Origin of the sequence: Lysinibacillus sp. GJ-1, assembly GCF_021166035.1 — a bacterium.
GTDB lineage: Bacteria > Bacillota > Bacilli > Bacillales_A > Planococcaceae > Lysinibacillus > Lysinibacillus sphaericus.
On sequence record NZ_CP088912.1, the window covers coordinates 3,131,380 to 3,155,726 of the forward strand.

Annotated in this window: 23 protein-coding genes, 2 pseudogenes and 1 riboswitch; of the genes and pseudogenes, 3 read left to right on the top strand and 22 right to left on the bottom strand. The window is 38.8% G+C overall.

The features are described from left to right. Nucleotides 1–35: 35 nt before the first annotated feature. From era to rpsU, 12 genes are all read right to left on the bottom strand, one after another. Nucleotides 36–953, bottom strand: coding sequence for a GTPase Era (era, locus tag LO754_RS15510; protein ID WP_024363028.1), 918 nt, complete (start codon nucleotides 951–953; stop codon nucleotides 36–38). Next, nucleotides 940–1,353, bottom strand: coding sequence for a cytidine deaminase (locus LO754_RS15515; protein ID WP_029747264.1), 414 nt, complete (start codon nucleotides 1,351–1,353; stop codon nucleotides 940–942). Before LO754_RS15515 ends, era begins: the two co-directional genes overlap by 14 nt. Nucleotides 1,354–1,594: 241 nt before the next feature. Beyond that, nucleotides 1,595–1,945, bottom strand: coding sequence for a diacylglycerol kinase family protein (locus tag LO754_RS15520; RefSeq protein WP_024363030.1), 351 nt, complete (start codon nucleotides 1,943–1,945; stop codon nucleotides 1,595–1,597). Continuing rightward, nucleotides 1,946–2,419 carry an rRNA maturation RNase YbeY gene (gene ybeY / locus LO754_RS15525; protein ID WP_024363031.1) on the bottom strand — a complete coding sequence of 158 codons (474 nt, stop codon included), beginning with the start codon at nucleotides 2,417–2,419 and terminating at the stop codon, nucleotides 1,946–1,948. A 9-nt stretch (nucleotides 2,420–2,428) separates the two neighbouring features. Beyond that, the gene (locus LO754_RS15530; RefSeq protein WP_024363032.1) at nucleotides 2,429–4,549 is read right to left on the bottom strand and encodes an HD family phosphohydrolase; all 2,121 of its coding nucleotides are present in this window, start codon (nucleotides 4,547–4,549) and stop codon (nucleotides 2,429–2,431) included. Nucleotides 4,550–5,109: 560 nt separating this feature from the next. Next, on the bottom strand, nucleotides 5,110–6,066 hold the full coding sequence (locus tag LO754_RS15535) for a PhoH family protein (protein WP_024363033.1): 957 nt from the start codon (nucleotides 6,064–6,066) through the stop codon (nucleotides 5,110–5,112). Between the two features lie 2 nt (nucleotides 6,067–6,068). Continuing rightward, a complete protein-coding gene (locus LO754_RS15540) occupies nucleotides 6,069–7,181 on the bottom strand; it encodes a sporulation protein YqfD (protein ID WP_231784744.1) in 1,113 nt (370 codons plus the stop codon). Beyond that, the gene (locus LO754_RS15545) at nucleotides 7,171–7,431 is read right to left on the bottom strand and encodes a hypothetical protein (RefSeq protein ID WP_024363035.1); all 261 of its coding nucleotides are present in this window, start codon (nucleotides 7,429–7,431) and stop codon (nucleotides 7,171–7,173) included. The genes LO754_RS15540 and LO754_RS15545 overlap by 11 nt, the downstream gene beginning before the upstream one ends. Nucleotides 7,432–7,485: 54 nt before the next feature. Continuing rightward, nucleotides 7,486–7,977: a hypothetical protein gene (locus LO754_RS15550; RefSeq protein ID WP_231784745.1), complete on the bottom strand. Its 492-nt coding sequence runs from the start codon at nucleotides 7,975–7,977 to the stop codon at nucleotides 7,486–7,488. A 27-nt stretch (nucleotides 7,978–8,004) separates the two neighbouring features. Continuing rightward, nucleotides 8,005–9,009 (bottom strand): flotillin-like protein FloA, encoded by a 1,005-nt coding sequence (gene floA, locus LO754_RS15555; protein ID WP_024363037.1) that lies wholly within the window; start codon nucleotides 9,007–9,009, stop codon nucleotides 8,005–8,007. A gap of 4 nt (nucleotides 9,010–9,013) precedes the next feature. Next, nucleotides 9,014–10,345: an NfeD family protein gene (locus LO754_RS15560; RefSeq protein ID WP_024363038.1), complete on the bottom strand. Its 1,332-nt coding sequence runs from the start codon at nucleotides 10,343–10,345 to the stop codon at nucleotides 9,014–9,016. Between the two features lie 352 nt (nucleotides 10,346–10,697). Then, complete coding sequence (rpsU, locus tag LO754_RS15565; protein WP_004227078.1) at nucleotides 10,698–10,871, bottom strand: 30S ribosomal protein S21; 174 nt, start codon at nucleotides 10,869–10,871, stop codon at nucleotides 10,698–10,700. A 255-nt stretch (nucleotides 10,872–11,126) separates the two neighbouring features. Continuing rightward, a riboswitch (cyclic di-AMP (ydaO/yuaA leader) is annotated at nucleotides 11,127–11,269 on the top strand. Nucleotides 11,270–11,397: 128 nt separating this feature from the next. On the opposite strand from rpsU, the gene LO754_RS15570 reads away from it, so the two are divergent. Next, nucleotides 11,398–12,735, top strand: a complete 1,338-nt coding sequence (locus tag LO754_RS15570; protein ID WP_231784746.1) for a TrkH family potassium uptake protein — start codon at nucleotides 11,398–11,400, stop codon at nucleotides 12,733–12,735. Between the two features lie 25 nt (nucleotides 12,736–12,760). Then, nucleotides 12,761–13,417 carry a potassium channel family protein gene (locus LO754_RS15575; RefSeq protein ID WP_024363040.1) on the top strand — a complete coding sequence of 219 codons (657 nt, stop codon included), beginning with the start codon at nucleotides 12,761–12,763 and terminating at the stop codon, nucleotides 13,415–13,417. A 182-nt stretch (nucleotides 13,418–13,599) separates the two neighbouring features. Here LO754_RS15575 and LO754_RS15580 read toward each other — a convergent pair whose 3' ends face one another. From LO754_RS15580 to mtaB, 5 genes and pseudogenes are all read right to left on the bottom strand, one after another. Further along, nucleotides 13,600–14,169 (bottom strand): manganese catalase family protein, encoded by a 570-nt coding sequence (locus LO754_RS15580; protein WP_024363041.1) that lies wholly within the window; start codon nucleotides 14,167–14,169, stop codon nucleotides 13,600–13,602. Nucleotides 14,170–14,206: 37 nt separating this feature from the next. Further along, a pseudogene (locus tag LO754_RS15585) lies at nucleotides 14,207–14,467 on the bottom strand (spore coat protein CotJB). Beyond that, nucleotides 14,460–14,686 (bottom strand): annotated as a pseudogene (locus LO754_RS15590) (spore coat protein CotJA). Before LO754_RS15590 ends, LO754_RS15585 begins: the two co-directional pseudogenes overlap by 8 nt. Nucleotides 14,687–14,880: 194 nt before the next feature. Further along, nucleotides 14,881–15,552 carry a deoxyribose-phosphate aldolase gene (gene deoC, locus LO754_RS15595; protein ID WP_024363044.1) on the bottom strand — a complete coding sequence of 224 codons (672 nt, stop codon included), beginning with the start codon at nucleotides 15,550–15,552 and terminating at the stop codon, nucleotides 14,881–14,883. A 227-nt stretch (nucleotides 15,553–15,779) separates the two neighbouring features. After that, nucleotides 15,780–17,129: a tRNA (N(6)-L-threonylcarbamoyladenosine(37)-C(2))-methylthiotransferase MtaB gene (mtaB, locus tag LO754_RS15600; protein ID WP_024363045.1), complete on the bottom strand. Its 1,350-nt coding sequence runs from the start codon at nucleotides 17,127–17,129 to the stop codon at nucleotides 15,780–15,782. Between the two features lie 408 nt (nucleotides 17,130–17,537). Between mtaB and LO754_RS15605 the strand changes: the two genes are divergently transcribed. After that, on the top strand, nucleotides 17,538–18,362 hold the full coding sequence (locus LO754_RS15605) for a methyl-accepting chemotaxis protein (protein WP_025220032.1): 825 nt from the start codon (nucleotides 17,538–17,540) through the stop codon (nucleotides 18,360–18,362). Between the two features lie 365 nt (nucleotides 18,363–18,727). On the opposite strand, the gene LO754_RS15610 is transcribed toward LO754_RS15605, so the two are convergent. The 5 genes from LO754_RS15610 to grpE form a co-directional block, all read right to left on the bottom strand. Then, nucleotides 18,728–19,465 (bottom strand): 16S rRNA (uracil(1498)-N(3))-methyltransferase, encoded by a 738-nt coding sequence (locus tag LO754_RS15610; protein ID WP_231784747.1) that lies wholly within the window; start codon nucleotides 19,463–19,465, stop codon nucleotides 18,728–18,730. A 75-nt stretch (nucleotides 19,466–19,540) separates the two neighbouring features. Then, entirely contained in the window at nucleotides 19,541–20,482 is a 942-nt protein-coding gene (prmA, locus tag LO754_RS15615; RefSeq protein WP_024363048.1) for a 50S ribosomal protein L11 methyltransferase, read from the bottom strand. A 21-nt stretch (nucleotides 20,483–20,503) separates the two neighbouring features. Continuing rightward, a complete protein-coding gene (gene dnaJ, locus LO754_RS15620; protein WP_024363049.1) occupies nucleotides 20,504–21,625 on the bottom strand; it encodes a molecular chaperone DnaJ in 1,122 nt (373 codons plus the stop codon). 227 nt (nucleotides 21,626–21,852) lie between these two features. Beyond that, nucleotides 21,853–23,694: a molecular chaperone DnaK gene (gene dnaK / locus LO754_RS15625; RefSeq protein WP_025220034.1), complete on the bottom strand. Its 1,842-nt coding sequence runs from the start codon at nucleotides 23,692–23,694 to the stop codon at nucleotides 21,853–21,855. 72 nt (nucleotides 23,695–23,766) lie between these two features. After that, nucleotides 23,767–24,339, bottom strand: coding sequence for a nucleotide exchange factor GrpE (grpE, locus tag LO754_RS15630; protein ID WP_024363051.1), 573 nt, complete (start codon nucleotides 24,337–24,339; stop codon nucleotides 23,767–23,769). Nucleotides 24,340–24,347: the final 8 nt, after the last annotated feature.

Sequence of the window (24,347 nt, forward strand, 5' to 3'; positions counted from 1 at the left end):
ACTTCAGTTGAAACAATTAAGCCCTACGAAGAAAATTAATATTCATCATCGCGGAATCCAAAGTCACGAAGATGTGTCGATTTATTACGCCAATCCTTTTGCACTTTTACCCATAGCTCTAAATACACTTTAGAACCCAATAACATTTCGATATCTTTACGAGCTCGGATTCCTACTTCTTTCAGTAATGCTCCACGCTTCCCAATCACAATGCCTTTTTGAGAATCACGCTCTACAATAATTGTCGCGGCTACACGAATTTTTCCTTCGTTTTCTTCATCACGACGAATTTTATCAATGACTACTGCAATGGAATGCGGAATTTCCTCACGTGTTAAATGTAACACTTTTTCACGAATCAACTCGGAAATGATAAAGCGCTCGGGGTGGTCTGTTACTTGATCGGCAGGATAATATTGTGGGCCTTCAGGTAAATATTTAGTAAGTGTTACTAGTAAGTTTTCAACATTATTACCTTGAAGTGCTGAAATCGGCACAATTTCCGCAAAGTCATAACGTTCCTTATAACTGTCGATAATACCCATTAATTCATCTGGGTGAACTTGGTCGATTTTATTTATTACTAGAAACACAGGCGTTGGATTACCTTCGAGCATTTCTAAAATAAATTCGTCACCTTTTCCAAGCTTTTGCTCCGCATTTACCATAAACATGATAACGTCCACTTCACGCAATGTATTTTTAGATACTTTTAACATGAAATCGCCTAGCTTATGCTTTGGCTTATGGATTCCTGGTGTATCAATAAAAATCATTTGGCTATCATCTGTTGTCAGTACACCTTGTACTTTATTTCGTGTTGTTTGTGGCTTATCGCTCATAATGGCAATTTTTTGACCAATGACTCTGTTTAAAAATGTAGATTTCCCGACATTTGGTCTTCCAATAATTGAGATAAAGCCTGACTTATAGCCAGTATTATTTTCCAGCATTCTCTAAATCCTCCGTTGTAAATGCAAACGGTACTAATTCGCCAACTGACGTTACCGTGACATCACCTTTTAAATTTGTTAAATAGACAGGCATTGTTGGTGGGCAAAACTCCACCATCACTTGGCGACAAGCTCCACAAGGCGCACAGGGGCCTTCCGTATCCGCTACAATCGCAATTGCCTCAAAATCATAAACACCTTCTGAAATGGCTTTAAAAAACGCCGTACGCTCCGCACAATTCGTCATACTATAGCCAGCATTTTCAATATTACAGCCGTGGATGATATCGCCATTTTTAGTCAAAAGCGCAGCTCCCACTTTAAATTTTGAATAGGGAACATATGCCTTCTCGCGTGCTTTTTTTGACTCTTCTAGTAATGCATGCATATCTATCTTCATCTATGCTAATTCTCCTCTACATAAAAATCAAATATGCCTCTTTGACTAGGCACTATCCATTACGCCACAGCGTAATTGCGTCTAGATTTTTTCGAGCCTGCTTGAAAAGCGCCTCTCCAAAATCTGTGACATTTGCTGGGGTTTTCAATTGATTTTTGCCAGCGTTTAAACCACACATGCATAAGAGCATAGTTGGCGTTTATCCTCACATAGCGAAGTGGTAGCTTGTAATGGAACAAAACTAAAACCATTTCGGTATAAAGATAAGTAAACCGATTATAGCACTGAATACCGCAAATACAAGCACCGCACCCGCTGCAACATCCTTAGCTTGCTTAGCGAGTGGGTGAATGTCTGTTGATGCTAAGTCTACAACTCGCTCAATCGCAGTATTGATCATTTCAAGCGCAAACATCAGTGCTATTAATAATAGCACAATCAACCATTCAACTCGTGATAAACCTGTGAAATAACCTGCAATGATAACAATGCACGCACTAAGCAAATGAGATCGAAAATTTTGCTCTTTACATGCTGTGATTATTCCTTCAAAAGCATATCCAAATGAACGTAAATATTTGCGTAAGTTCATTTAGTCACGTCCTAAGCCAAAAGTTTGTAAAATCTCCTCTTGTTTGCCGAACATCACCTTTTCATCTTCAGGTACCATATGGTCATAACCTAATAAGTGCAAGAAGCCATGGACAGCTAAAAAGCCCAATTCTCGTTCAAATGAATGTCCATATTCTTCTGCTTGTTCCTTAGTGCGATCCGTGGAAATTATAATATCACCTAAAATGCGCGGCATGCCTTCAAATGTTACTTCCATTTCTCCCTCGCCTAATTCTTCTAGCGCGAAGGAAATCACATCTGTTGGTTGATCTTTATCGCGGTATTCTCGGTTAATTTCTTGGATAGCCTCATTTGTGACAAAAGTTACTGATACTTCTGTTTCAGGTTCAATCTTTTCCACTTTTGCAGCATGTTGTAAAAGCTTTTCTACAAGCTCCGTATGTTGTGCTGTCACTTCATTTGTTTCATCTGTAAAATCAATCGTTAAAATCATTAGTGCCTCCTACTTATCTGCCTTTGGATATTCAATACGGGAATGGAAAATCCCATTCAACGTCTCACAAAGTACTTGCTCTATACATTTTAACTCTTTTATCGAAATATCGCATTCATCAAACTGATGATCTTGTACACGGTCATCAATAATTGCTCGAACGAGTTTATGAATTTTCTCAGCATTTGGCTCTTTCATCGAACGAACCGCCGCTTCCACACTATCAGCAACGCTTATTACCGCGGCTTCCTTCGTTTGAGGTTTTGGTCCTGGGTAACGGAATTTTGCCTCATCTATTACTTTTCCTTCTTCCTTCGCTTTGTAAAGGAAAAATTTAAGCAGACTTGTACCATGATGTTGTAGCGCAATATCAATAATTTCTTGTGGCATTTTATAACGTCTTAGCATTTCTGCGCCATCAGTTGTATGCGCAATAATTATTTCAGCACTTGTTTCTGGAGGCATGGAATCATGCGGATTCATACCTGACATTTGATTTTCAATGAAGAAAGCTGGTCGTTTCGTTTTGCCAATATCATGATAATAACAACCGACACGTGCGAGCAATCCGTCCGCACCTATCGCTTCGCATGCCGCTTCAGCTAGATTCGCTACCATTACACTATGATGATATGTTCCCGGTGTCTCCATTAGTAGCTTTTTCAGCAATGGATGATTTGGGTTGGATAGCTCAATGAGACGTAATGTGGAGAGCAAACTAAAGGCTGACTCAAAAAATGGCAATAGTCCCATCGTTAGCGCACCAGATAGTAGTGCTGATAATATCGCGGCTATAAAGTAAAACAATAGCTCAGATAAACCATAAGATGATTGTGTCATTAATAAATAAAATGCGATAAAGCCCATATTTACAACAGAAATCACGGCAACCGCTTGCATAATATGCGAGCGTTTTTCTACACTACGCATAAAGAATAGACTCGCAAAGCCACCAAATATGATATACAAAGTAATTTCCATCTGCATTACAGAAGAATATCCTTCTTGGAAAATAACCCCTGCTGAAGCAGCTGTCATGACAGTAATAAGGACTGCAGCTCGATCATCAGCGAGTAGACGTACAAGCATTGTAGCTAACGCTGTTGGGAATAAAAAGGCAATTGTCACATCAAACCCATCTGCCACTAAGCTTATAAACTTCATTAGCAGGATTGAAAAACTATACACAATAACTGTTACGAGTAATGCATTGCGCTTTTTCTGTTCTTCGATTTCCCAGCGATCAAAATAAATATACATAAATATCATTTGAATGAACGTTAAAATAATTAGCCCTGCAATCGGCTTCAGTGATGCTTTATTACTCACCATACCCAGTAGCTCTAACTGGCGATAAGCCTCATTATCAATAATCTGACCTTCTTGTACGATGATTTGACCTTGTAGAATACGTGTTGGTTCAACGGCTTCCTTTGCTTGTTCAATTCTAACTTTCGTTTGTTCCTCATTAATGGTTTCGTTTTCGATAATACTAGCACGTCCAATTGATACGACGGTACTTAAAATCCTATCAGGATAGCCACGCTGTCCACGTATTTTGGTTTCAAAATCATTTTGAGCAGCTAACACATTTTCTTTTCGAATTGATTTTTCTAGGTATTCTTGTACAAGTTTTGATAGTTGTATGCTTGTTCGCTTTAAATCGGCTTCACTTTGTTGTAATAAGCCTTCTAACTGTGCATCGGTAAAGACGACAGGCATTTGATCCACATCAATGGATTCTAATTTTTTCCGGAGCTTTGCCACTTGGTCGACAGTTGCAACAGGGTCCTTACTACTTTCGACATCCTTTTTCACTTCGAGGACATAATCAAATAAAGACGTCACGATTGCTACACGTTGCTTAGCGACGTCTTCAGAAAATTGATAGACGGGCGTAACTGCGTTAGCAGCCTTTTCTCGTTCCTGCTGTGTCTTCACGGTATCTTCGATGGTTTTCGTTGATCTTACTGTTTCTGACGCAAGTTGCAACGGTTTAAAATCATATGTAACACCCTTTACATTGCCATACATAAATGTAAATTGTAATGCTCCTGTAAGGATGAGAACGACAATCAAAAAGTAGCGGAATCCAATAAGCTCCGTAATTTTCTGAAGTTGTTTCTCCATTTGGCACCTCCTCTATCTATCTTCTATCATACCAATTCAAAAAACATTTTTCCCGAAAAATGTATAAAGAAAGCAAAAAAACAGCTATACGTATATGTATAGCCGTCACATTTAACCTTATATATGCATAATTCGCTGACTTGTCACTTCGCTTTGGTCTCAAACTTTTGCCATTGATTTCCGTTACGGATTGCTCGCTTTCCGCGGGCGTTGCTTAAGTCTCCTCCACCGCTACGCTGTGTTCAGGGTTATCGTTGTACCTGTCGCTTCGCTTTCGGTACAGACTTTTCTATCGTTGTACCTGTCGCTTCGCTTTCGGTACAGACTTTTCTATCGTTGTACCTGTCGCTTCGCTTTCAGTACAGACTTTTTCTATCGTTGTACCTGTTGCTTCCCTTTCGGTACAGACTTTTCTATTGTTGTACCTGTCGCTTCGCTTTCGGTACAGACTTTTTTATCGTTGTACCTGTCGCTTCCCTTTCGGTACAGACTTTTCTATCGTTGTACCTGTCGCTTCGCTTTCGGTACAGACTTTAAAATAACCGCCTTAGGCGGTTATTTTAAAGTTGTTGCTCCTCATAAGCTTGGATGATTTTTGCTACGACTGGATGGCGGACAACGTCGCCTTGCTCTAAAATTTGGAAATGTATTGGTTTGACATATTTTAACGTGCGTTCCGCAACAATCAATCCTGACTCTGTATTTTTAGGAAGGTCAATTTGCGTTTTATCGCCAGTAATAACCATTTTTGAACCAAAGCCAAGACGTGTTAAAAACATCTTCATTTGCATATGTGTTGTATTTTGCGCTTCATCTAAAATTACAAAAGCATCATCTAATGTACGTCCTCGCATATACGCTAATGGCGCGATTTCAATCGTTCCTCGCTCAATTAGACGTTGAGTTTGTTCCGAGCCATAAATATCGTTTAATGCGTCGTAGAGTGGACGTAAATACGGATCCACCTTTTCCTTTAAATCGCCTGGAAGGAAGCCCAATGACTCTCCTGCTTCTACGGCAGGACGAGTTAAAATAATACGCTTTACATGCCCATTTTTAAGCGCTTGTGTAGCCATTACTACCGCTAAATACGTTTTTCCGGTACCTGCTGGACCAATACCGAAAACAACGTCTTTGTGACGAATCGCTTGTATGTATTCTCGTTGACCAATTGTCTTAGCACGAATTGGTTTCCCTTTTGTCGTGCGTGCAATTTCTTCATCGTAAAGTTCTGCAAAATATTCAATTGTTCCTTTTTGTGTCATTTCAATTGCGGTTGCTACATCCCGTTGGTCGATATTAATGCCTTTGCGAATAACTTTTAATAATGCATGTAAAAGATATGTCGCTTGTTCTTTTGCCTCTTCTTCACCTGCAAGCTGAATTTGCTCACCGCGCGTAATAATATGAACGCGAAGTGCCTCTTCAATCAATTTCATATTCGCATCAGATATACCTAGTAACATGACCGCTTCATTTGGATTATCCACTTGTAATACAGTTAAATGTTCTGACATAATCATTCTCCTTGTAGCCCTTGTATTGGACTTGCAATGTTTTCATTGACTAAAAATAGAACTTTCCCTTCAACTGTACCATTCCCCCACTTCGCCTGTAAAAGGTTTTCTTTCTTAATAACTGTTTTTGCAGGAAGGGATTGCAACATCTTTTCATGAAGTAGTGGCATTAACAACGTGTCTATTTTAGATTCATCTAATGTAATTTCCATCGTTTTTGTTTGCTGTTCCTCCACAATGGAAACATAAGGATCTAACCAACTTGGTAAGTCTTTCTTTTGTACATAATCAACCGCTTCTTTATGAATACCTTTCACGACTACACGCCATTGCTTTTGTTGCAAAGATTGGAGCGTTAGCTTCGTTGGTATTTTAAATGTGCATTCAAGCCAATAGTCAGCAAATACCTCTCCCTTTGCCCCAACAAAAACATGATCATCCCCACTTTCAATGACACCACTAACTAGAACGTCCCCATCATACGCTGTATCATTTACAGAAATTTTCCGCTCACCATGTTGAATATTAAAGTGTGTAATAACACCACTTTTTGTAGCGACTAAATGCGTGGCAAGTTTTTCTGTTGTCAGCTCCGTTTTCTTAGGCGATTCCTGTGGTCTTAAAATAACTCGACCACCGTGTTTTTCAATATGCACCCATGCTAAATCTCGATGCTTTTCTAACAGACTTTGCCTAATTACTGCATCTGACGGTAACACTTTTTTCGTCATAGGTGTTTCTAGCCTAAAAGTTTCTTGAAACGTTCGCTCTATTTGTTGTTGCAATTCTGGTGTAGCCGCTTCAATATCGACGCGCCAAACTACTTGTGCACATAGTAAAGGGATTAAAATCATAATAAACAAACCAAGCAATGTCCAAAGTTGAGCTCGAAAAACATGTTGTTCATCTGCATAATGAACAGTCATTTTAAGCCGATAGCGACTGCGTATACGGCGAATTTTAGACAAGTACCCCATATGCGTTTCAAATGTCACTTCTTGCTCCCGAAAGACGACACGCTTTAATGGTATGTGTTGCGCATGCAATGCTTGAATAAAAGGATGAACATTTTCATGACGCTTTATACGTATGATAATCGGTCGATTATTCCACATGATTGCTCACACCCAAATCTTTAGTCATTTTCACATGTAATTCTTGCAAATCCTCTACTGAAAGATGAAGCATTTCTTCTTTAATTGCATTTATAGCAACGGATTTTCCACGCACAATAATATGATAATCTGCATAAATAAACGAGCACGATGTAGCGTCCGCATGTAAAAAGCGATATGGACCGATAATTTTTAATGTTTCATACTGTGTTAATTCAAGTAGTGGCGTTAATTGAAATAATTTTTTCATAAAAAATGCCTCCTTCTTCGGCAATATATGCGCCAAAAAAGGAGGACATGCTAGTTATTTTCGTTTTGCTTTTGGTGGACCTAAAATTTCAGCCATTACCACTGCTTGCACAATTGCCTTTTGAGAATTTGGTAGTTGAAATCCATTATTGGCTGCTGCAACTGTTCTTTCTTTTTTCCCTGCAGCTAAACGACCAAGGCTAGGTCGTTCAATTTTACGACTAGAAGGTTCAGTCGGCGTTAACGGTGGTGCTACATAGCTAGGAATGTGTTCCTTCACACTTTCCTCTCTTGGTTCCACTCGTTTTTCCGGCATGTCTGTCGTCATTTCCGCTTTCATTTCCCCTAAAAACTCTCGTGCAAAATCCTCGAAGCTCTGCCTTTTAGTCGTTGGCTGATGTTGCATCGGCTCATCTACTTCCATATGAGTGGAAGGTTGAGCCGATTTATTGAAAGGGGGCATTGGCTTTTGTTCTTTTTGGTTTTTTAATTTTCCGAAAAGCGAGCTGACTATGGCAATAATTGCAAATAAAATGAGTTGTTCCATTTGTTAGCACTCGCTCCTTTCCGTATGTTATACGTTCGGTTCATTTGGTTCTGATTTATCTAGGCTTACTTTAGAAATAGAATCACGCATAGCTGTATCCGCTTGAATGTTACGATAATTCATGTAATCCATAATACCAAGATTACCAGAGCGTAAAGCTTCTGCCATCGCTTGCGGAACTTCTGCTTCTGCCTCCACTACTTTCGCTTTCATTTCTTGAACGCGGGCAATCATTTCTTGCTCATTTGCTACCGCCATCGCTCGGCGTTCTTCAGCTTTCGCTTGGGCGATGTTTTTATCCGCCTGTGCTTGTTCAATCTGTAATTCCGCACCGATATTTTTACCGATATCAACATCCGCAATATCAATCGATAAGATTTCAAATGCTGTTCCCGAGTCTAAGCCTTTAGATAACACGGTTTGCGAAATCATATCCGGATTTTCAAGGACTGTTGTATGGCTTGTTGCACTACCGATTGTAGAAACGATCCCTTCACCTACACGGGCAATAACTGTTTCTTCCCCTGCACCACCGACTAAACGTTCGATGTTAGCACGCACAGTAATACGTGCTTTCGCTTTTACTTCAATCCCGTTCATTGCAACACCTGCAATAAATGGTGTTTCAATTACTTTTGGGTTAACTGACATTTGTACCGCTTCTAATACATCACGACCCGCAAGATCAATCGCAGCACAACGTTCAAATGTTAGTTCAATATTCGCACGGTGAGCAGCAATTAGTGCATTTACGACACGATCTACATTACCACCTGCTAAATAGTGACTTTCTAACTGATTAATAGTTACTGGTAAGCCAGCTTTATGGGCTTTAATTAACGGATTGACGATACGCGATGGAATGACACGACGTAAGCGCATTCCGATTAATGTGAAAATACTAACGCGGACACCTGCTGCAAGAGCTGAAATCCACAGCGCCACTGGTACAAAAGTAAAGAATACAGCGACTACAATAAATAATAAGACTAGCCCGACAATTGGACCCATTAGAGCTAAATCAAATCCCATGTTATTATTCCTCCATCTCTTTTTCTGTTTGTCTCACGACAATGCGTGAGCCTTCAACTTTAATTACTTCTACATTTTTGCCTACATCAACGTAGCCACCTTCTGATACTACATCAATACGCTCATTAACAAAACGAATTGTACCTGCAGGACGAAGCGGTGTAATTGTTACCCCCACTTTTCCTAACAACTCTGTGCGATTAACGTTAGACACATAGCCTTCTTCCGTCGTTGTTGCATCCATCAACACTAACTTGTTTAAAACATGCATTTTTTTACCGAAAAATTTCATCAGGACCACCATTCCTATTATGGCCACTACAAGTGCAATAACGATCGCTATAATCATTTGTGTTATATTCGCACCTGCTAGCAGCAAGCTAAGTATTATAAGCACACCACCTAAAATACCAACAATGCCTCCGGGGACAAAAAATTCTGCGATAACGAGGGCTAGCCCTGCGATGAAAAGTAACAATGTTTCATATCCTGCAAAGCCTGCCACCATATGACCGAAGAAAAATAATCCGAGAGCTGACAATCCCATTATACCCGGAACGCCAAATCCAGGCGAATAGAGCTCCATAACAAGCCCTAAACTAGCAACGGACAACAAAATAGGTATAATTAGCGGGTTCGTAATAAAACGAGCAATTTTTTCAGCGAATGTTGGCTCAATCGGTACAATATCACTACCTTTTAGCCCCGTTACCGCCAAAAGCTCTTGAAAGTTAGCAACCGTTCCTTCAGAATAGCGGACCTTTTTTGCTTCTGCAGCAGATAATGTCAATAAATTATCTCCCCCAGCACGATATTCTGGCAAATTAATCTTTGGATCAGCCATTGCTAATGCATATTTCGGGTCACGTTCAGATGTTTCGGCTGCTGCCTGCATTTGTGCTAACCACGCACTATGCGCCTTATTGTCCGCTGCATTCCCCACTGAATCGATGACAGCCGCTGCGCCAATTGTTCCATTTGGTACCATATATATTTCATCTGCATGTAAGGCTAAAAAAGCACCAGCGGAATGCGCATCTTTGTTAATAAAAGCAATTGTACGAATTTCTGTGGCATCCATAAGCATGGCGATGTCACTAGCTGCATTGACGAACCCACCCGGCGTATGTATCTCCAGTACAATCGCTTCTGCATAATTTTCTTCTGCCTCTTTAAAAGCTCGTTCCAAAAATGCGTGAAGTCCACGTTCTACTTCATCATGAATCGGTACGTGGTAAACCTTGCTACTCGCGAAAGCTGTAGTCAATGGAAACGCTACCAAAACTGTCATCCAAATGATGATGATATAGCTTAGTATTCTCCTTTTTTGTCGCATCTTTTTCCCTCCCTTCTAACATGCTTCTCTACTGTATATACGATAGACTTTGTAATAAGTTTCACAAAATATTGTTTATTTTTATTATACAGTGAAATTTTAATGAAAGGTTGTTTTTTATCTTCGGTTGGATGGATTTAATAGTTGTGTTGATAATGGATATGAAAAAACCGAATGAAATCTTGAGTGACTTCATTCGGCCTTTTTTTCGAATATGTACCGCAAAATGGAGCATCATGCAAAATACCCAGAATTAATCGCTAGTGCAATTAATTCCAGGTATATCATTGTCTGCTCAGTGAATCATACAATTGCGTGTTTTGAACGTAGGGATTTTTAATGGGAAATTAAATTACCACTTACGTTTACGTGCAGCTTCTGATTTCTTTTTACGTTTTACGCTAGGTTTTTCGTAGAACTCGCGCTTTCTAACTTCTTGAATTGTACCACTTTTTGATACAGTACGTTTGAAGCGGCGAAGAGCATCTTCAAGCGATTCGTTTTTGCGAACGACAGTTTTTGACATCTCTCTTTCCCTCCCTCCGAACACACGTCAATACACAATCGAATTAGGCTAATAACTAACTGTTGTGTACTAAAAAATTATACCGTATTGTCTTTTAACGGTCAATAGAAAGTATTCGAAATAGCACAGAGAATTTTTTACACCCACTTTGTCCGAATTTTATAGCGCTTTAACGTGAACAATAAGGTGAAGAAATTTTATTTTAAATAAGGGCTTTACAAAAAATATTAGTTGGGCGTAAAATAATCCCATTCAATTTCATAACAGCCAAATCTCAAATTTTTTGTGAGTACGGAGGACCCAATATTTTGGGGTTAATTCTGCATATGTAGAAGGGATGAGTTCTCTTTCGCCATCCTACCCGTCAGCTAACTTCGTCGGCTAAAGCGAAGGAGGTCATAAAGACCACCATTCATTAGTTTTTTTGTGATGCCCAATCCAACATTCTAACCATGAGGGTCTTTTTCTTATGCCCAAATATGGATATGAAAGGCTCACATGTTTTGTAAACAGTTAGGAGACATCGATGAAAAAATTGATACATTATTTAAGTCCACCAAAAATTCTTGTACTTGGTTTTGCCATTATTATTTTTATTGGGGCATGTTTGCTCACTTTGCCGATTGCTACAGAGGATGGAAATGGCCTACCTTTTTTAAATGCCGTGTTTACTGCTACTTCCGCCACATGTGTAACAGGTTTAATTGTAGTTGATACAGGAGACACCTTTACAATGTTTGGTGAAATCGTTATTCTGGCTCTTATTCAAATCGGGGGCTTAGGATTTATGACTTTTGCAACATTATTATTTTTGTTGTTAGGGAAAAAAATCTCTTTAAAAGAAAGGCTATTGTTAAAAGAAGCCTTTAATAATATTTCGATGGCTGGTCTTGTGAAATTGGTGAAAAGAATTTTGTTATTTACAGCACTTATTGAACTAATTGGAGGGCTTATCTTATCGATTCGATTTTCATTTGATATGCCGATTAGCAAAGCCATTTACTTTGGTTTTTTCCACTCAATTTCGAACTTTAACAATGCTGGCTTTGACTTAATGGGAGGGTTTCAAGGTTTAACAGCATATGTAGCTGATCCATTTGTTGTGTTAACCATTTGTGCGCTGATTACAATTGGTGGTTTAGGGTTTATCGTCATGAATGAGTTATATGAATATCGTGAAACAAAACGTCTTTCGGTCCATTCTAAAATTGTATTATCAGCCACAGTTATTTTAACAGTGGGTTCTACCCTTTTAATATTTTTATTTGAATATAGCAATAGTAAAACAATTGGTGATTTAACGGGAATGGGTAAAATTTTGGGCTCTTTCTATCAGGCTGTTACACCAAGGACTGCTGGATCGAATACTTTACCTATCGGGGATTTGACTCACTCTACATTGTTTTTAACTATTTTATTGATGTTTATCGGAGCGGGGTCTGGTTCTACCGCTGGTGGGATTAAAATAACAACGTTTGCCGTTTTAGCTGCTACGCTTTGGGCGCAAATTAGAGGGAAGGAAGATGTTGTTTTATTTCGTCGTAGAATTGTGATTGAAACCATTTTAAAGGCATTAACCGTGGCAATGTGCGGGATGGTCATTGTGGTGTTTGTCACCATCTTTCTTAGCATTACCGAACAAAAACATAGTTTTATGATGTATTTGTTTGAGGCTACATCTGCCTTTGGTACTGTTGGACTTTCCATGGGGCTAACTCCTGAATTGACGCCTGCTGGTCGTATACTCATTATTTTAACAATGTTTGCTGGTAGACTTGGTCCTCTAACGATTGCTTTTGCTATTACAAAACGACGAAAGCCAGAAGCTTTCCATCATCCAAAAGGAAATATAATGATCGGTTAATTAAATTCAAGAGGAGCTAACGACTATGACCATCAATCAATATGCCATCATCGGCTTAGGTAGATTCGGAGTAAGTGTTGCTAGAAGATTACATGAAGCTGGCCAACAGGTGCTTGGAATCGATATTAACGAGGAGAGGGTTGAAGATGCCGAGCTTTATGTAACACATGCAGTCGTTGCGGATACGACTGAAGAGAAGGCGCTAACCTCCATTGGAATAGGAAATTTCGACTGTGTCATTGTTGCTATAGGTAACGATATGCAATCCAGTATTTTAACTGTTTCATTGCTAAAAGAACTTGGCATAAAAAAAATTATTGCTAAAGCGCTTGGGAAAAGACATGGGCAAGTATTAGATAAAGTAGGCGCAGATTGGATTATTTATCCTGAACGCGATATGGGTGAGCGAGTAGCAAATCAGTTGCTCTCCCCTAATATGTTAAATTATATTGAGTTATCGAAAGACTATAGTATAGAAGAAATAATGATTCCTCCCAAAATGGCTAATAAAAATTTACGCGATTTAGATTTACGTGCTAAATACAATGTCAGTGTTATTGCCATTGTAAGAGGAGTAGATATCATTATCTCTCCATCTCCAGAACAATTAATTGAACAAGAAGATATTTTAGTCATGATTGGTCATCGTAAAGATATTGCGCAATTTTCCAATATTGAATAGGCTAATTAGCAAAATGAGAAAAAGTGTTAGATTGACTACCAATAATCTAACACTTTATTGCTTTACCGTTGATTTTCACTACGGTGTTGTTATCCACAAGCGTTTGCCTTATCAGCTAAGTTTTATCTCATCTACGTTTTGTTACAGAAGCAAACCTGTACGAATATCCCTTATGTCGTATTTTAAAAAATTTTCTTTGTGTTACCATCTTCTTTTAATAGTTCGACCGCTTCTCTAAAGCGTTGGGAATGGATGATTTCTCTTTCTCTTAGGAAAATTAAACTATCATTCAAATCAGGGTCATCGGATAAGTCGATAATCCATTGGTATGTGGCACGTGCCTTTTCTTCTGCAGCAATATCTTCATAAAGGTCAGCAATGGGATCTCCCTTTGCCTGAATGTAGCTTGCGGTAAATGGCACACCGGCTGCATTTTGATAAAACAAAGCTTTATCATGATTCACATAATAATCACCAATTCCCGCTTCTTTTAACTGCTGTGGCGTGGCGTCCTTCGTTAATTTATAAATCATCGTCGCAATCATTTCGAGATGTGAAAACTCTTCCGTCGCTATATCCGTCAGCAAACCAACTACTTTATCAGGTAAAGTGTAACGCTGATTCATATACCGAAGTGCTGCAGCCAGCTCCCCATCAGCACCCCCGTACTGCTCTATTAAAAATTTCGCAAGCATCGGGTTACATGTACTAACTTTCACTGGATATTGGAGCTTTTTTTCATAATACCACAAACATCTTTCCCCTAATCCAAACGTTTTTCATAAGATGTTACACTTGCCAAAGTATGGCGTGTCGACCCAATTAAACGGATAATTCGAATAGCTTCTTCCAAAGTTCATGAGTGGTCCATATTTTTGCTCAAAATCAATTTTTAAGCGCATACTTTTTTCAGCATTTTCATTAAATTGTGTGATCGCTGTATAATCGTGAGGATGTGTATCTAAATAAAGATTTAATTCAACTAAAACAAAATCGATACTGAATTTCCTCGAGAAGCTCGTAAAATTCTGGTGGCATTTTTTTACTCACCTTTCATCTCACCTCTCTCAGGATTCGGATATGGGCTAAAAAATTGAAGTATAAAGTGCCAAATTTCAGCGCTTCCTTGGCAGTTTGAAATTGTGGTAGTCCAGGTGGTTGAAAGCCTATATACAATTGCGGAGGTGTTGAATAACTTTTGACTTCAATCGGTTTACAAGGGTCGAATGGACTGATATAAGGCCGCCAATATTTAAATTGCGTAAACATAAAATCCTCCTTTCAAAACGCATTTACGTCATTCGAGTATATGAGAAGGAAAAATTAATTATTCTATAGACAAGTTAGCGTAATATAGATGGTTGATTGGAAGTACGATCTTTAGTGGTAATTAAAAAAATAGTGTACCGGAGAAATCCCCCCATACACTATTTTCTAAAGACCGCTATTAAATGATGTGAACATTAATAATTAGAATCTGCAATTAAGCCTTTCACAATCGCTACACCAGAGCTTGCCCCAATTCGGGTAGCACCTGCTTCGACCATTTTTTGCATATCTTCTAAACTGCGAACGCCACCAGAAGCTTTTACACCTAGCTCTGGACCAACTGTTTTGCGCATCAAGGCAATGTCCTCTGCTGTTGCTCCACCTGTAGAAAAACCTGTTGACGTTTTGACGAAATCTGCTCCGGCAGCCACTGAAAGTTCACATGCCTTTACTTTCTCTTCTTCGGTTAGTAGGCATGTTTCGATAATCACTTTAACAATCGCATTGCCTTTAGCCGCTTCCACCACTGCAGCAATATCTGATTGCACTAATTCAAAGTTTTGGTCTTTTAATGCCCCAATATTAATAACCATGTCGACTTCTTGTGCACCGTTAGCAATTGCATCTTTTGCCTCAAATACTTTTACAGCGGTTGTATTAGCACCTAACGGAAAACCAATAACGGTACAAACTAAAACATTTGAATTTTGTAATAGCTCGCTGCAATATTTTACCCAAGTTGGATTTACGCAAACTGATGCAAAGCCAAATTCTTTAGCCTCAGCACATAACTTTTCAATTTGCTCTTTCGTTGCCTCCGCCTTTAATAACGTGTGATCAATCATACTTGCATAATTTGTTTTCATTTAACAAGCGCTCCTTCTAACTTAAGTTGTCCGTACCTCTTTGGAATGATAACATGTTTTCACGTTTCCGTCTAATAATCGTTACACGAGAGCCAGTCTAGCCAATAAAAATATGTGCTACAAAGACTAATTTTATAAATTATTAAATTTTATCATGCCCATACAAGCTCATTATTATGAAGTAAAAAGGATTGTCCATCTTCAACAGATAGACAATCCTTTATCAATTATTTTACCGTTTCTAGTAAACGTACAAACTGCCCTTTAGAATGTGGATAGCCTGCTTGTGTAATTTTGACTTTTACAAGTTGACCAATAAGGTTTTCAGGTCCTTCAAATACTACTTTTAAATAGTTATCAGTATAACCTGTTAATAAACCTTCTTCATCACTACCATCATGAACAAATTCCTCTGGGATTACTTCTAACACATCATTTTCAAAACGACAAGCATATTCCTTTGCTAGTTGGTCGTTTAAAGCGATTAAACGATGCACGCGCTCATTTTTAATGTCCTCATCCACTTGGTCTTCCATACGTGCTGCCGGCGTGCCTGTACGAGGTGAGAATGGGAAAACATGTAATTCAGAAAACTTATGGTCACGAATAAAGTTGTAGGTTTCCATAAATTCTTCTTCTGTCTCCCCTGGGAAACCAACAATTACATCGGAAGTAACAGCTAAATCTGGTAAAGCTTCATGTAATTTTGTTAAGCGCTCACCGAAAAATGCCATCGTATATTTTCGACGCATACGTTTTAAAACCGTATCCGAACCAGATTGAATTGGAATGTGTAAATGATTGACAACGATTTTTGAGTCACGTAAAACCTCAATGACTTCATCTGTTAGTTGGCTTGCTTCAATAGAAGAAATACGTAAACGTTTCAATCCTTTTACATTCGCTTCTAAATCACGTAACAACTGTGCAAGGTTATAGTCTTTTAAGTCTTGACCATAGCCCCCTGTATGAATACCTGTTAGCACAATTTCAAGATAACCAGCATCTACTAACTGTTGGGCTTGTTTGACAACTTCTTGTGGATCACGAGAGCGCATTAAACCACGCGCCCAAGGAATAATACAAAATGTACAGAAGTTATTGCAACCCTCTTGGATTTTTAACGATGCACGTGTTCGGTCTGTAAATGCCGGTACATCTAACTCTTCATATACACGGTTTTTCATAATGTTGCGTACAGCATTAATCGGTTGACGCTCATTACGATATTGTTCAATATAGCCTAGTAATTTTGTACGGTCCTGTGTCCCTACCACAATATCAACACCAGGAATAGCCATAATTTCTGCTGGCGATGTTTGCGCATAACAGCCTGTTACACAAATAACAGCATCCGGATTTTGACGGACAGCTCTGCGAATAACTTGACGTGATTTTTTATCACCCGTATTTGTTACTGTACATGTATTAATCACATAAACGTCCGCTTTATGATCAAACTCCGTACGTTCATAGCCTTCTTCTTTAAACAGTTGCCAAATAGCTTCTGTTTCATAATGATTTACTTTACAACCTAGCGTATATAGAGATACGGTTTTTGGAGGCGCGTAACTCATAATTAATTTCATCCTTTCAACATCACATAACATTGTGTTTCGTATTTATAAGTATTTTTTTGTGTTCTTATTTTAGATACGAGAACTATAATAACACAAACCTTTTAAAATCAGTACTTATTAGATTTTTTTATAAAATAACTAAGCATAACAAATAGCTACTGCCGAACTTTAACACGCTCTGCTATCAATTATCTCAATATAATATCACCTTTGAAAACGAAACCTTCTATCAGTAATTGTCATCCTCTTTTATCATTTAATTGTTTTTTATTGTCATATTATAAAATACATTTCTTTTTTCCAATATAGCAACAAAGCTGGTGAAATGATATACTTTCAATGTAATTGTATGATTACATAACTAATAGTGCCCTTAAACGGTTTACAAAAAACGGAGGAATTAGTATGAACATTCTTGAAGCATTATCTCTTTCAGTACCCTATATTCACTTAGCATTAAAAGAAGAAGCAATAGTAGCGGTTATTGATAAAGAAACTGAAACTGTTGTAAAATGTTTAGCTGGTAAACGCATCGATGTAGGTTATCAAGACGGGCACAAAGTAAACGCTAACGATGAGAATATTTACACTGCTTTAAAAGGGCAAAATTCAGATATCATTATCCCAGAAGATGTTTACGGAATTTTCATTTATGCATTTGCTTTTCCAATTCGTGAACATGGTAAAGTTGTGGGAGCACTTGCTTTTGGTTTACCAATCGACAACAAACTTAAACTTGAAGAATATATGAATAAAATGGAAGCTATTATTAACAGTTTACAAGATAAAGTACATAACGTAGCTTCTCATTCTGAGGAGCTAGCAGCCACTAGTGACGAAATTAACACGCAAGCACAGCACGCACTAGATGATGCTAAAAAAACACACGAAGTAACCAATTTAATAAAAAGCATCTCGCGTCAAACAAATTTACTTGGCTTAAATGCATCGATTGAAGCAGCTCGTGCTGGTCAACATGGCGCTGGTTTTAATATTGTGGCACAAGAAGTAAGAAAACTTTCTTCTGAAACATCGAACGCGACAGAAAGTATTGAAACGTCATTACGAAATATTAATAGTAGCCTTGAAAATCTGAAACAAAACATGGGGCAAATTAATGGTGCAACAAATGAACAGGCTCAACTAGTTCAAGATTTCAGCGAAATTATTGGTGAATTAACAGTATTAAGTAGCAAGATGAAAGTTTTTATGCAAGAAGCCTTAAAATAAATAAACTGATCTAACAGGCAACTTTCAAGCACTATAATCGCTCCAATTGTTAGATAAAGCTAACAATTGGGCTTTTTTATTCCTGTAATCCTTTGACATTAACCAATCTATTTTTTCAAAAATTTTCCCCTTCTCAGCACTACTTTAAAATTTGCTTCTACGGTAAATTCGCTCGATTGCATCATGCTTTTCTTATCTAGCAGTAATTCCCTACAACCATTGACTAAAAAACTGCCACCTGCATGTGCAGACAGCAGCTTTCTTAAAACGCGCTTTACAAAGGGATTTACACACTGGTAAAATGCTTTACTCCGTGACAGTTCCACTTGCAAAAAATAGCAATACCACAAGGCTAAACCGCAGTTTTATTCAAATTCATACGATATTGCAGATAATGCATAAAGAGGCGCCGTTTCTGCTCGTAAAATTCTTGGTCCTAGAGACATTGTTTGGGCACCTGCTTGCATTAACATTTCAGCTTCCTTACGCGCAATCCCACCTTCTGGTCCAAAGACGATAAGGATGGATTTTGCTTGCTTGTCAACCATGGTTTTTAGCTTATCCGCAAACCTTGTTCGCTTTTCGGCTTTGGCATCCTCTTCATCTGCAATAAAAACCGCATCGAAGTCTCCTATTTGTGACACAAGCTGCTTAAAGTGAATCGGTTCATAGATTTGGGGAATATGTGTGCGATGTGATTGTTCCGCTGCCTCTTTTGCAATTTTTTGCAAGCGCTCTTGTTTTTTTGCACCCTTTTTCACATCCCATTTCACAATGGAACGTTCCGCTTCAAATGGTAATAAAGCATACATGCCTAGCTCCGTTGCCTTTTGCGTGATAAGCTCTAGTTTATCGCCTTTAGGCAACCCACACGCCACTGTTACACGCACTGGTAGTTCAGGGGATGGAATGGTTTGTCCCGTCGCTTGCACTAAGACATCCTCATCTTCAAAAGCCGTAATCGTACAAATATAAGCTGTGTCTTGTGCCACAACGATGATTTCAGCACCTTCTTTCATCCGCATAACACGCATAATATGACGGGCATCTTCACCTGTAATGCGCGCTTCATGAATGGCCGTCTCAATAAAATAGCGTTGCATACTGCTCACTCCTCTCAATAGAAGAAGCGCCAAATCGTCAGCACTCGGCTCACAATTTGCGCTTCCTCGGTTCATTTATAGTGGACGACGGGCGATAATCGCTACCCAATCTTCCATTAATAATACTTCTTCAATAACAAAGCCAGAAGCTTCTAGTGCTGCTTTTACATCATCTCGTTTCGCTCCGATGATGCCTGAAGTGACGTATAATCCACCCGGTTTGACAATCGTAAATGCATCGTCAGTAAAGGACATTATGATTTCCGCTAAAATATTGGCAACAACAACATCTGCTGGCTCCTTGACAGTATCCAATAGGTTACCATGGAAAACTTGCACTGTATCGCTTACTTTGTTCAACGCAACATTTTCTTTAGCAGAACGTACAGCAACTTCGTCTAAATCAAGGGCATGCACACTTTTTGCACCTAGCATTGCAGCACCAATGGACAGAACCCCTGAACCTGTGCCAATGTCAACAACCGTGTCGCCTTCTTTCACGACCTTTTCCAGCCCTTGTAAGCACATTACTGTCGTTGGATGTGTTCCTGTTCCAAATGCCATGCCAGGATCTAACTCAATGATTAACTCATCCGTTGAAACGGGTGAATAGTCTTCCCATGTCGGTACAATTGTAAAGCGTTCCGAAATTTTAACAGGGTGATAATATTGCTTCCACGCTGTTGCCCAATCTTCCTCGTTCACTTCTACAATCGAAACAACATTTTCGCCAATATCAATGTTAAATTTCGTTAAATTTGTAATGGCCGCCTTAATCTCTTCGACTGTTTCATTTAAAAAGCTAGACTCTGATAGGTAAGCTTTAACGATGACTCCCTCTTTTGGAAAATCATCTTCATTTAGCGCATAAATTTCTCCATATTGATCTTCCCGTGGCTTCGCATATTCAGCTGAATCTTCAATAACAACACCGCTAGCCCCTGCTTCATGCAAAATGTTTGAAATTGCTTCCACCGCTTCATTTTTTGTATGAATGGATAATTCTGACCACTTCACGTAGCTCTTCAGCTCCTCTAATTATTCACCTTGGAATTTTTTCTTGATTTTATCAAATAGTGAGCTTCCTTGTTCTTCTGGAATATCACCACTGATTTCTGCAAATTCACGTAGTAATTGTTTTTGTTTCTCTGTTAGTTTTTCTGGTGTGACAACTTTAACTGTGACATATTGGTTACCTGTTCCATACCCATGCACATTTTTAACGCCTTTATCTTTCAAGCGGAATTGAGCACCTGATTGTGTGCCTGCAGGAATACGTAATTTTACTTTTCCATGCACAGTTGGTACCTCAATTTCATCACCTAGTGCTGCTTGAGGGAATGTTAATTTTAATTCGTAGTAGATATCATCTCCATCACGTTCAAATTCATTGTGCCCTTGAACACGGAACATAATGTATAGGTCACCAGCTGGACCGCCATTAATACCTGGTTCACCCTGACCCGACACACGAATTTGTTGACCGTCATCTACACCTGCTGGAATAGACACTTTGATTGTTTTACGTTTTTGAATTTTCCCTTCTCCACGACAAGTTGAACATTTTTCTTTAATGATTTTACCTGTTCCTTGACATGTTGAACAAGTACGACGATTCATCATGCGACCAAAAGGTGTATCGACTGCTTGGTTAATTTGCCCAGCACCTTTACATGTCGAACATGTTTCTGGTGATGTCCCTGGTTTTGCTCCAGAGCCATGACAAGTATCACATGTTTCATCTTTTGGAATCTCGATTTCTGTTTCTTTCCCGAAAATCGCTTCCTCAAATTTAATATTCATGCGATATTGCAAATCATCACCTTTGCGTGGTGCATTCGGATCTTGACGTCGTCCACCGCCACCAAAGAATGAACTGAAAATATCCTCGAAGCCGCCAAAGCCGCCGCCTCCGAAGCCACCGCCGCCAAAGCCTGCGTTAGGATCTTCATGGCCAAATTGGTCATAGCGCGCTTTTTTCTGATCGTCACTTAGAACTTCGTAAGCCTCAGCAATTTCTTTGAATTTTTCATCTGCACCTGGCTCTTTATTTAAGTCAGGATGGTATTGCTTTGATAATTTACGATATGCTTTTTTAATATCATCTTTAGAAGCCGATTTCGTTAAACCAAGCACCTCGTAGTAATCGCGTTTCTCCATGATTCACACTCCGCTCTTTTTGCATAAAATCTATTGTAACATGCAGTTTAAAAAACTGCTTTAATTTTCGCCATAATTTTCTCATTACTATCATTGTATCTATGATATCTCTAGCATTATAGAAATGTCACTGACATGCCCATTCTTTTTTCTATAAAGAATAGAAAGAGAAAAGCCAAAGCCGCAAGCGGTCTTTGGCTTCTTCACTTTACTGTGCTGTTGATATCTTATTTATCGTCTTTTACTTCTTCAAAGTCAGCATCAACGATACCATCGTCTTTTTTGTCAGTTCCAGCCTCTGGACCTGCTTCGCCACCTTGAGCCGCTTGAGCCGCTGCTGCAGCTTGTTCGTAAACTTTCATTACTAGAGGCTGTAATACGCCTTCTAATTTTTCTTTCGCTGATTTAATACCTTCTAATTCACCAGCTTCAAGCGCTTTTTTAAGCTCATCACGAGCATCTTCTACAGATTTTTTCTCATCTTCTGTAATTTGCTCACCTAAATCAGCAATTGTTTTGTCAACTTGGAACACTAATTGGTCTGCTTCGTTGCGAAGATCAGCTTCTTCTTTACGTTTTGCATCCGCTTCTGCATTTGCTTCAGCATCTTTTACCATGCGTTCGATTTCTTCATCTGATAAACCAGAATCAGATTGGATAACGATTGTTTGTTCTTTATTTGTACCTAAATCTTTCGCTTTAACAGACACGATACCATTTTTGTCAATATCAAATGTTACTTCGATTTGTGGAATACCACGTGGAGCTGGTGGGATATCCGCTAATTGGAAGCGACCTAATGTTTTGTTATCCGCTGCCATTGAACGCTCACCTTGCAATACGTGAATATCTACTGCTGGTTGGTTATCTGCTGCAGTTGAGAATACTTGTGATTTAGATGTTGGAATTGTTGTGTTACGATCGATTAATTTTGTGAACACGCCACCCATTGTTTCAATACCTAAAGAAAGTGGTGTTACGTCAAGAAGTACTACGTCTTTCACATCACCTGTTAATACGCCACCTTGAACTGCAGCACCCATTGCTACTACTTCATCAGGGTTTACACCACGGTGAGGCTCTTTACCAGTTTCTTTACGTACAGCTTCTTGTACGGCAGGAATACGAGTAGAACCACCAACTAAAATTACTTGGTCAATTTCTGAAGTAGATAGACCTGCATCAGATAATGCTTGACGTACTGGACCTACTGTACGGTTTACTAATGGTAATGTAATCTCATCGAATTTCGCACGAGTTAAAGAGATTTCTAAGTGTAATGGACCTGCTTCACCAGCCGTAATGAATGGTAATGAAATTTGTGTAGACGTTACACCTGATAAATCTTTTTTCGCTTTTTCAGCAGCATCTTTTAGACGTTGCATAGCCATTTTGTCTTTAGAAAGGTCAATGCCATTTTCTTTTTTAAATTCGGCAACTAGATATTCGATTACTGCGTCATCGAAATCGTCCCCACCAAGTTTGTTATCACCAGCTGTAGCTAATACTTCGAATACACCGTCACCTAATTCAAGGATTGATACGTCGAATGTACCACCACCAAGGTCAAATACTAATACTTTTTGGTCTACATCTTGTTTATCTAAACCGTAAGCAAGTGCAGCAGCTGTTGGCTCATTAATGATACGTTCTACTTCAAGACCAGCAATTTTACCAGCGTCTTTTGTAGCTTGACGTTGTGCATCGTTAAAGTAAGCAGGTACAGTAATAACCGCTTTCGTTACTTTTTCACCTAAGTAATCTTCTGCATAGCCTTTTAAGTATTGAAGAATCATTGCTGAAACTTCTTGTGGTGTGTATTCTTTATCTTCCACTTTTACTTTTTCAGCTGTACCCATTTTAGATTTAATTGAAATAATCGTATTTGGATTTGTTACTGATTGGCGTTTTGCTACTTCCCCAACTTGTTTTTCACCATTTTTGAATGCTACTACAGATGGAGTCGTACGGTTTCCTTCTGGGTTTGGAATAACTTTTGGCTCTCCGCCTTCAAGTACAGATACACAAGAGTTTGTTGTTCCTAAGTCAATACCGATAATTTTGCTCATAGTAAAATTTCCTCCTATTATTAAAACGCAAATGCGTTAATTAACTAATTATTTTTTCAAATAGTACGATGACTATTCGTTTACAGATACCATAGTTGGGCGTAATACGCGATCTTTTAAAATATACCCTTTTTGAAGCTCACGTAATACAACACCTTGTTCTTTTTCACTATCTTGTTCTTGCATAACAGCTTGGTGAACATTTGGATCAAATTGCTCTCCTTCAGCTTTTATCACTTGTAAGCCTTCTTTTTCAGTTGCTTCTACTAGTGATCGGTAGACCATTTCAATACCTTTTACAATTGAGACTGCTTCTTCAGAAGTTGGCTCTATTTGTAAAGCACGTTCGAAATTATCTAATACCGGCAATAAATCCGATAACAGACTTTGTGCACGATATTTTTCAGCCGCCTCACGATCAAGTTGTGTACGGCGACGTAAATTGTCAAAGTCAGCACGCAGGCGTAGATGGCGATTTTCCTCATCATCTAGCTTTGCTTGTAATTCTGCTAGTTTCGCTTCATACTGCTCTTCAATCGTTAGTTCTTTCACTTCTTCTGGCGTTTCTGTTTGTTCTACAGTTGCCTCATTTTCAGCTTGTACATTTTCTTGTACAAGGTCTTTGTTTTCTGTTGTTTCAGTCACTTAAATCC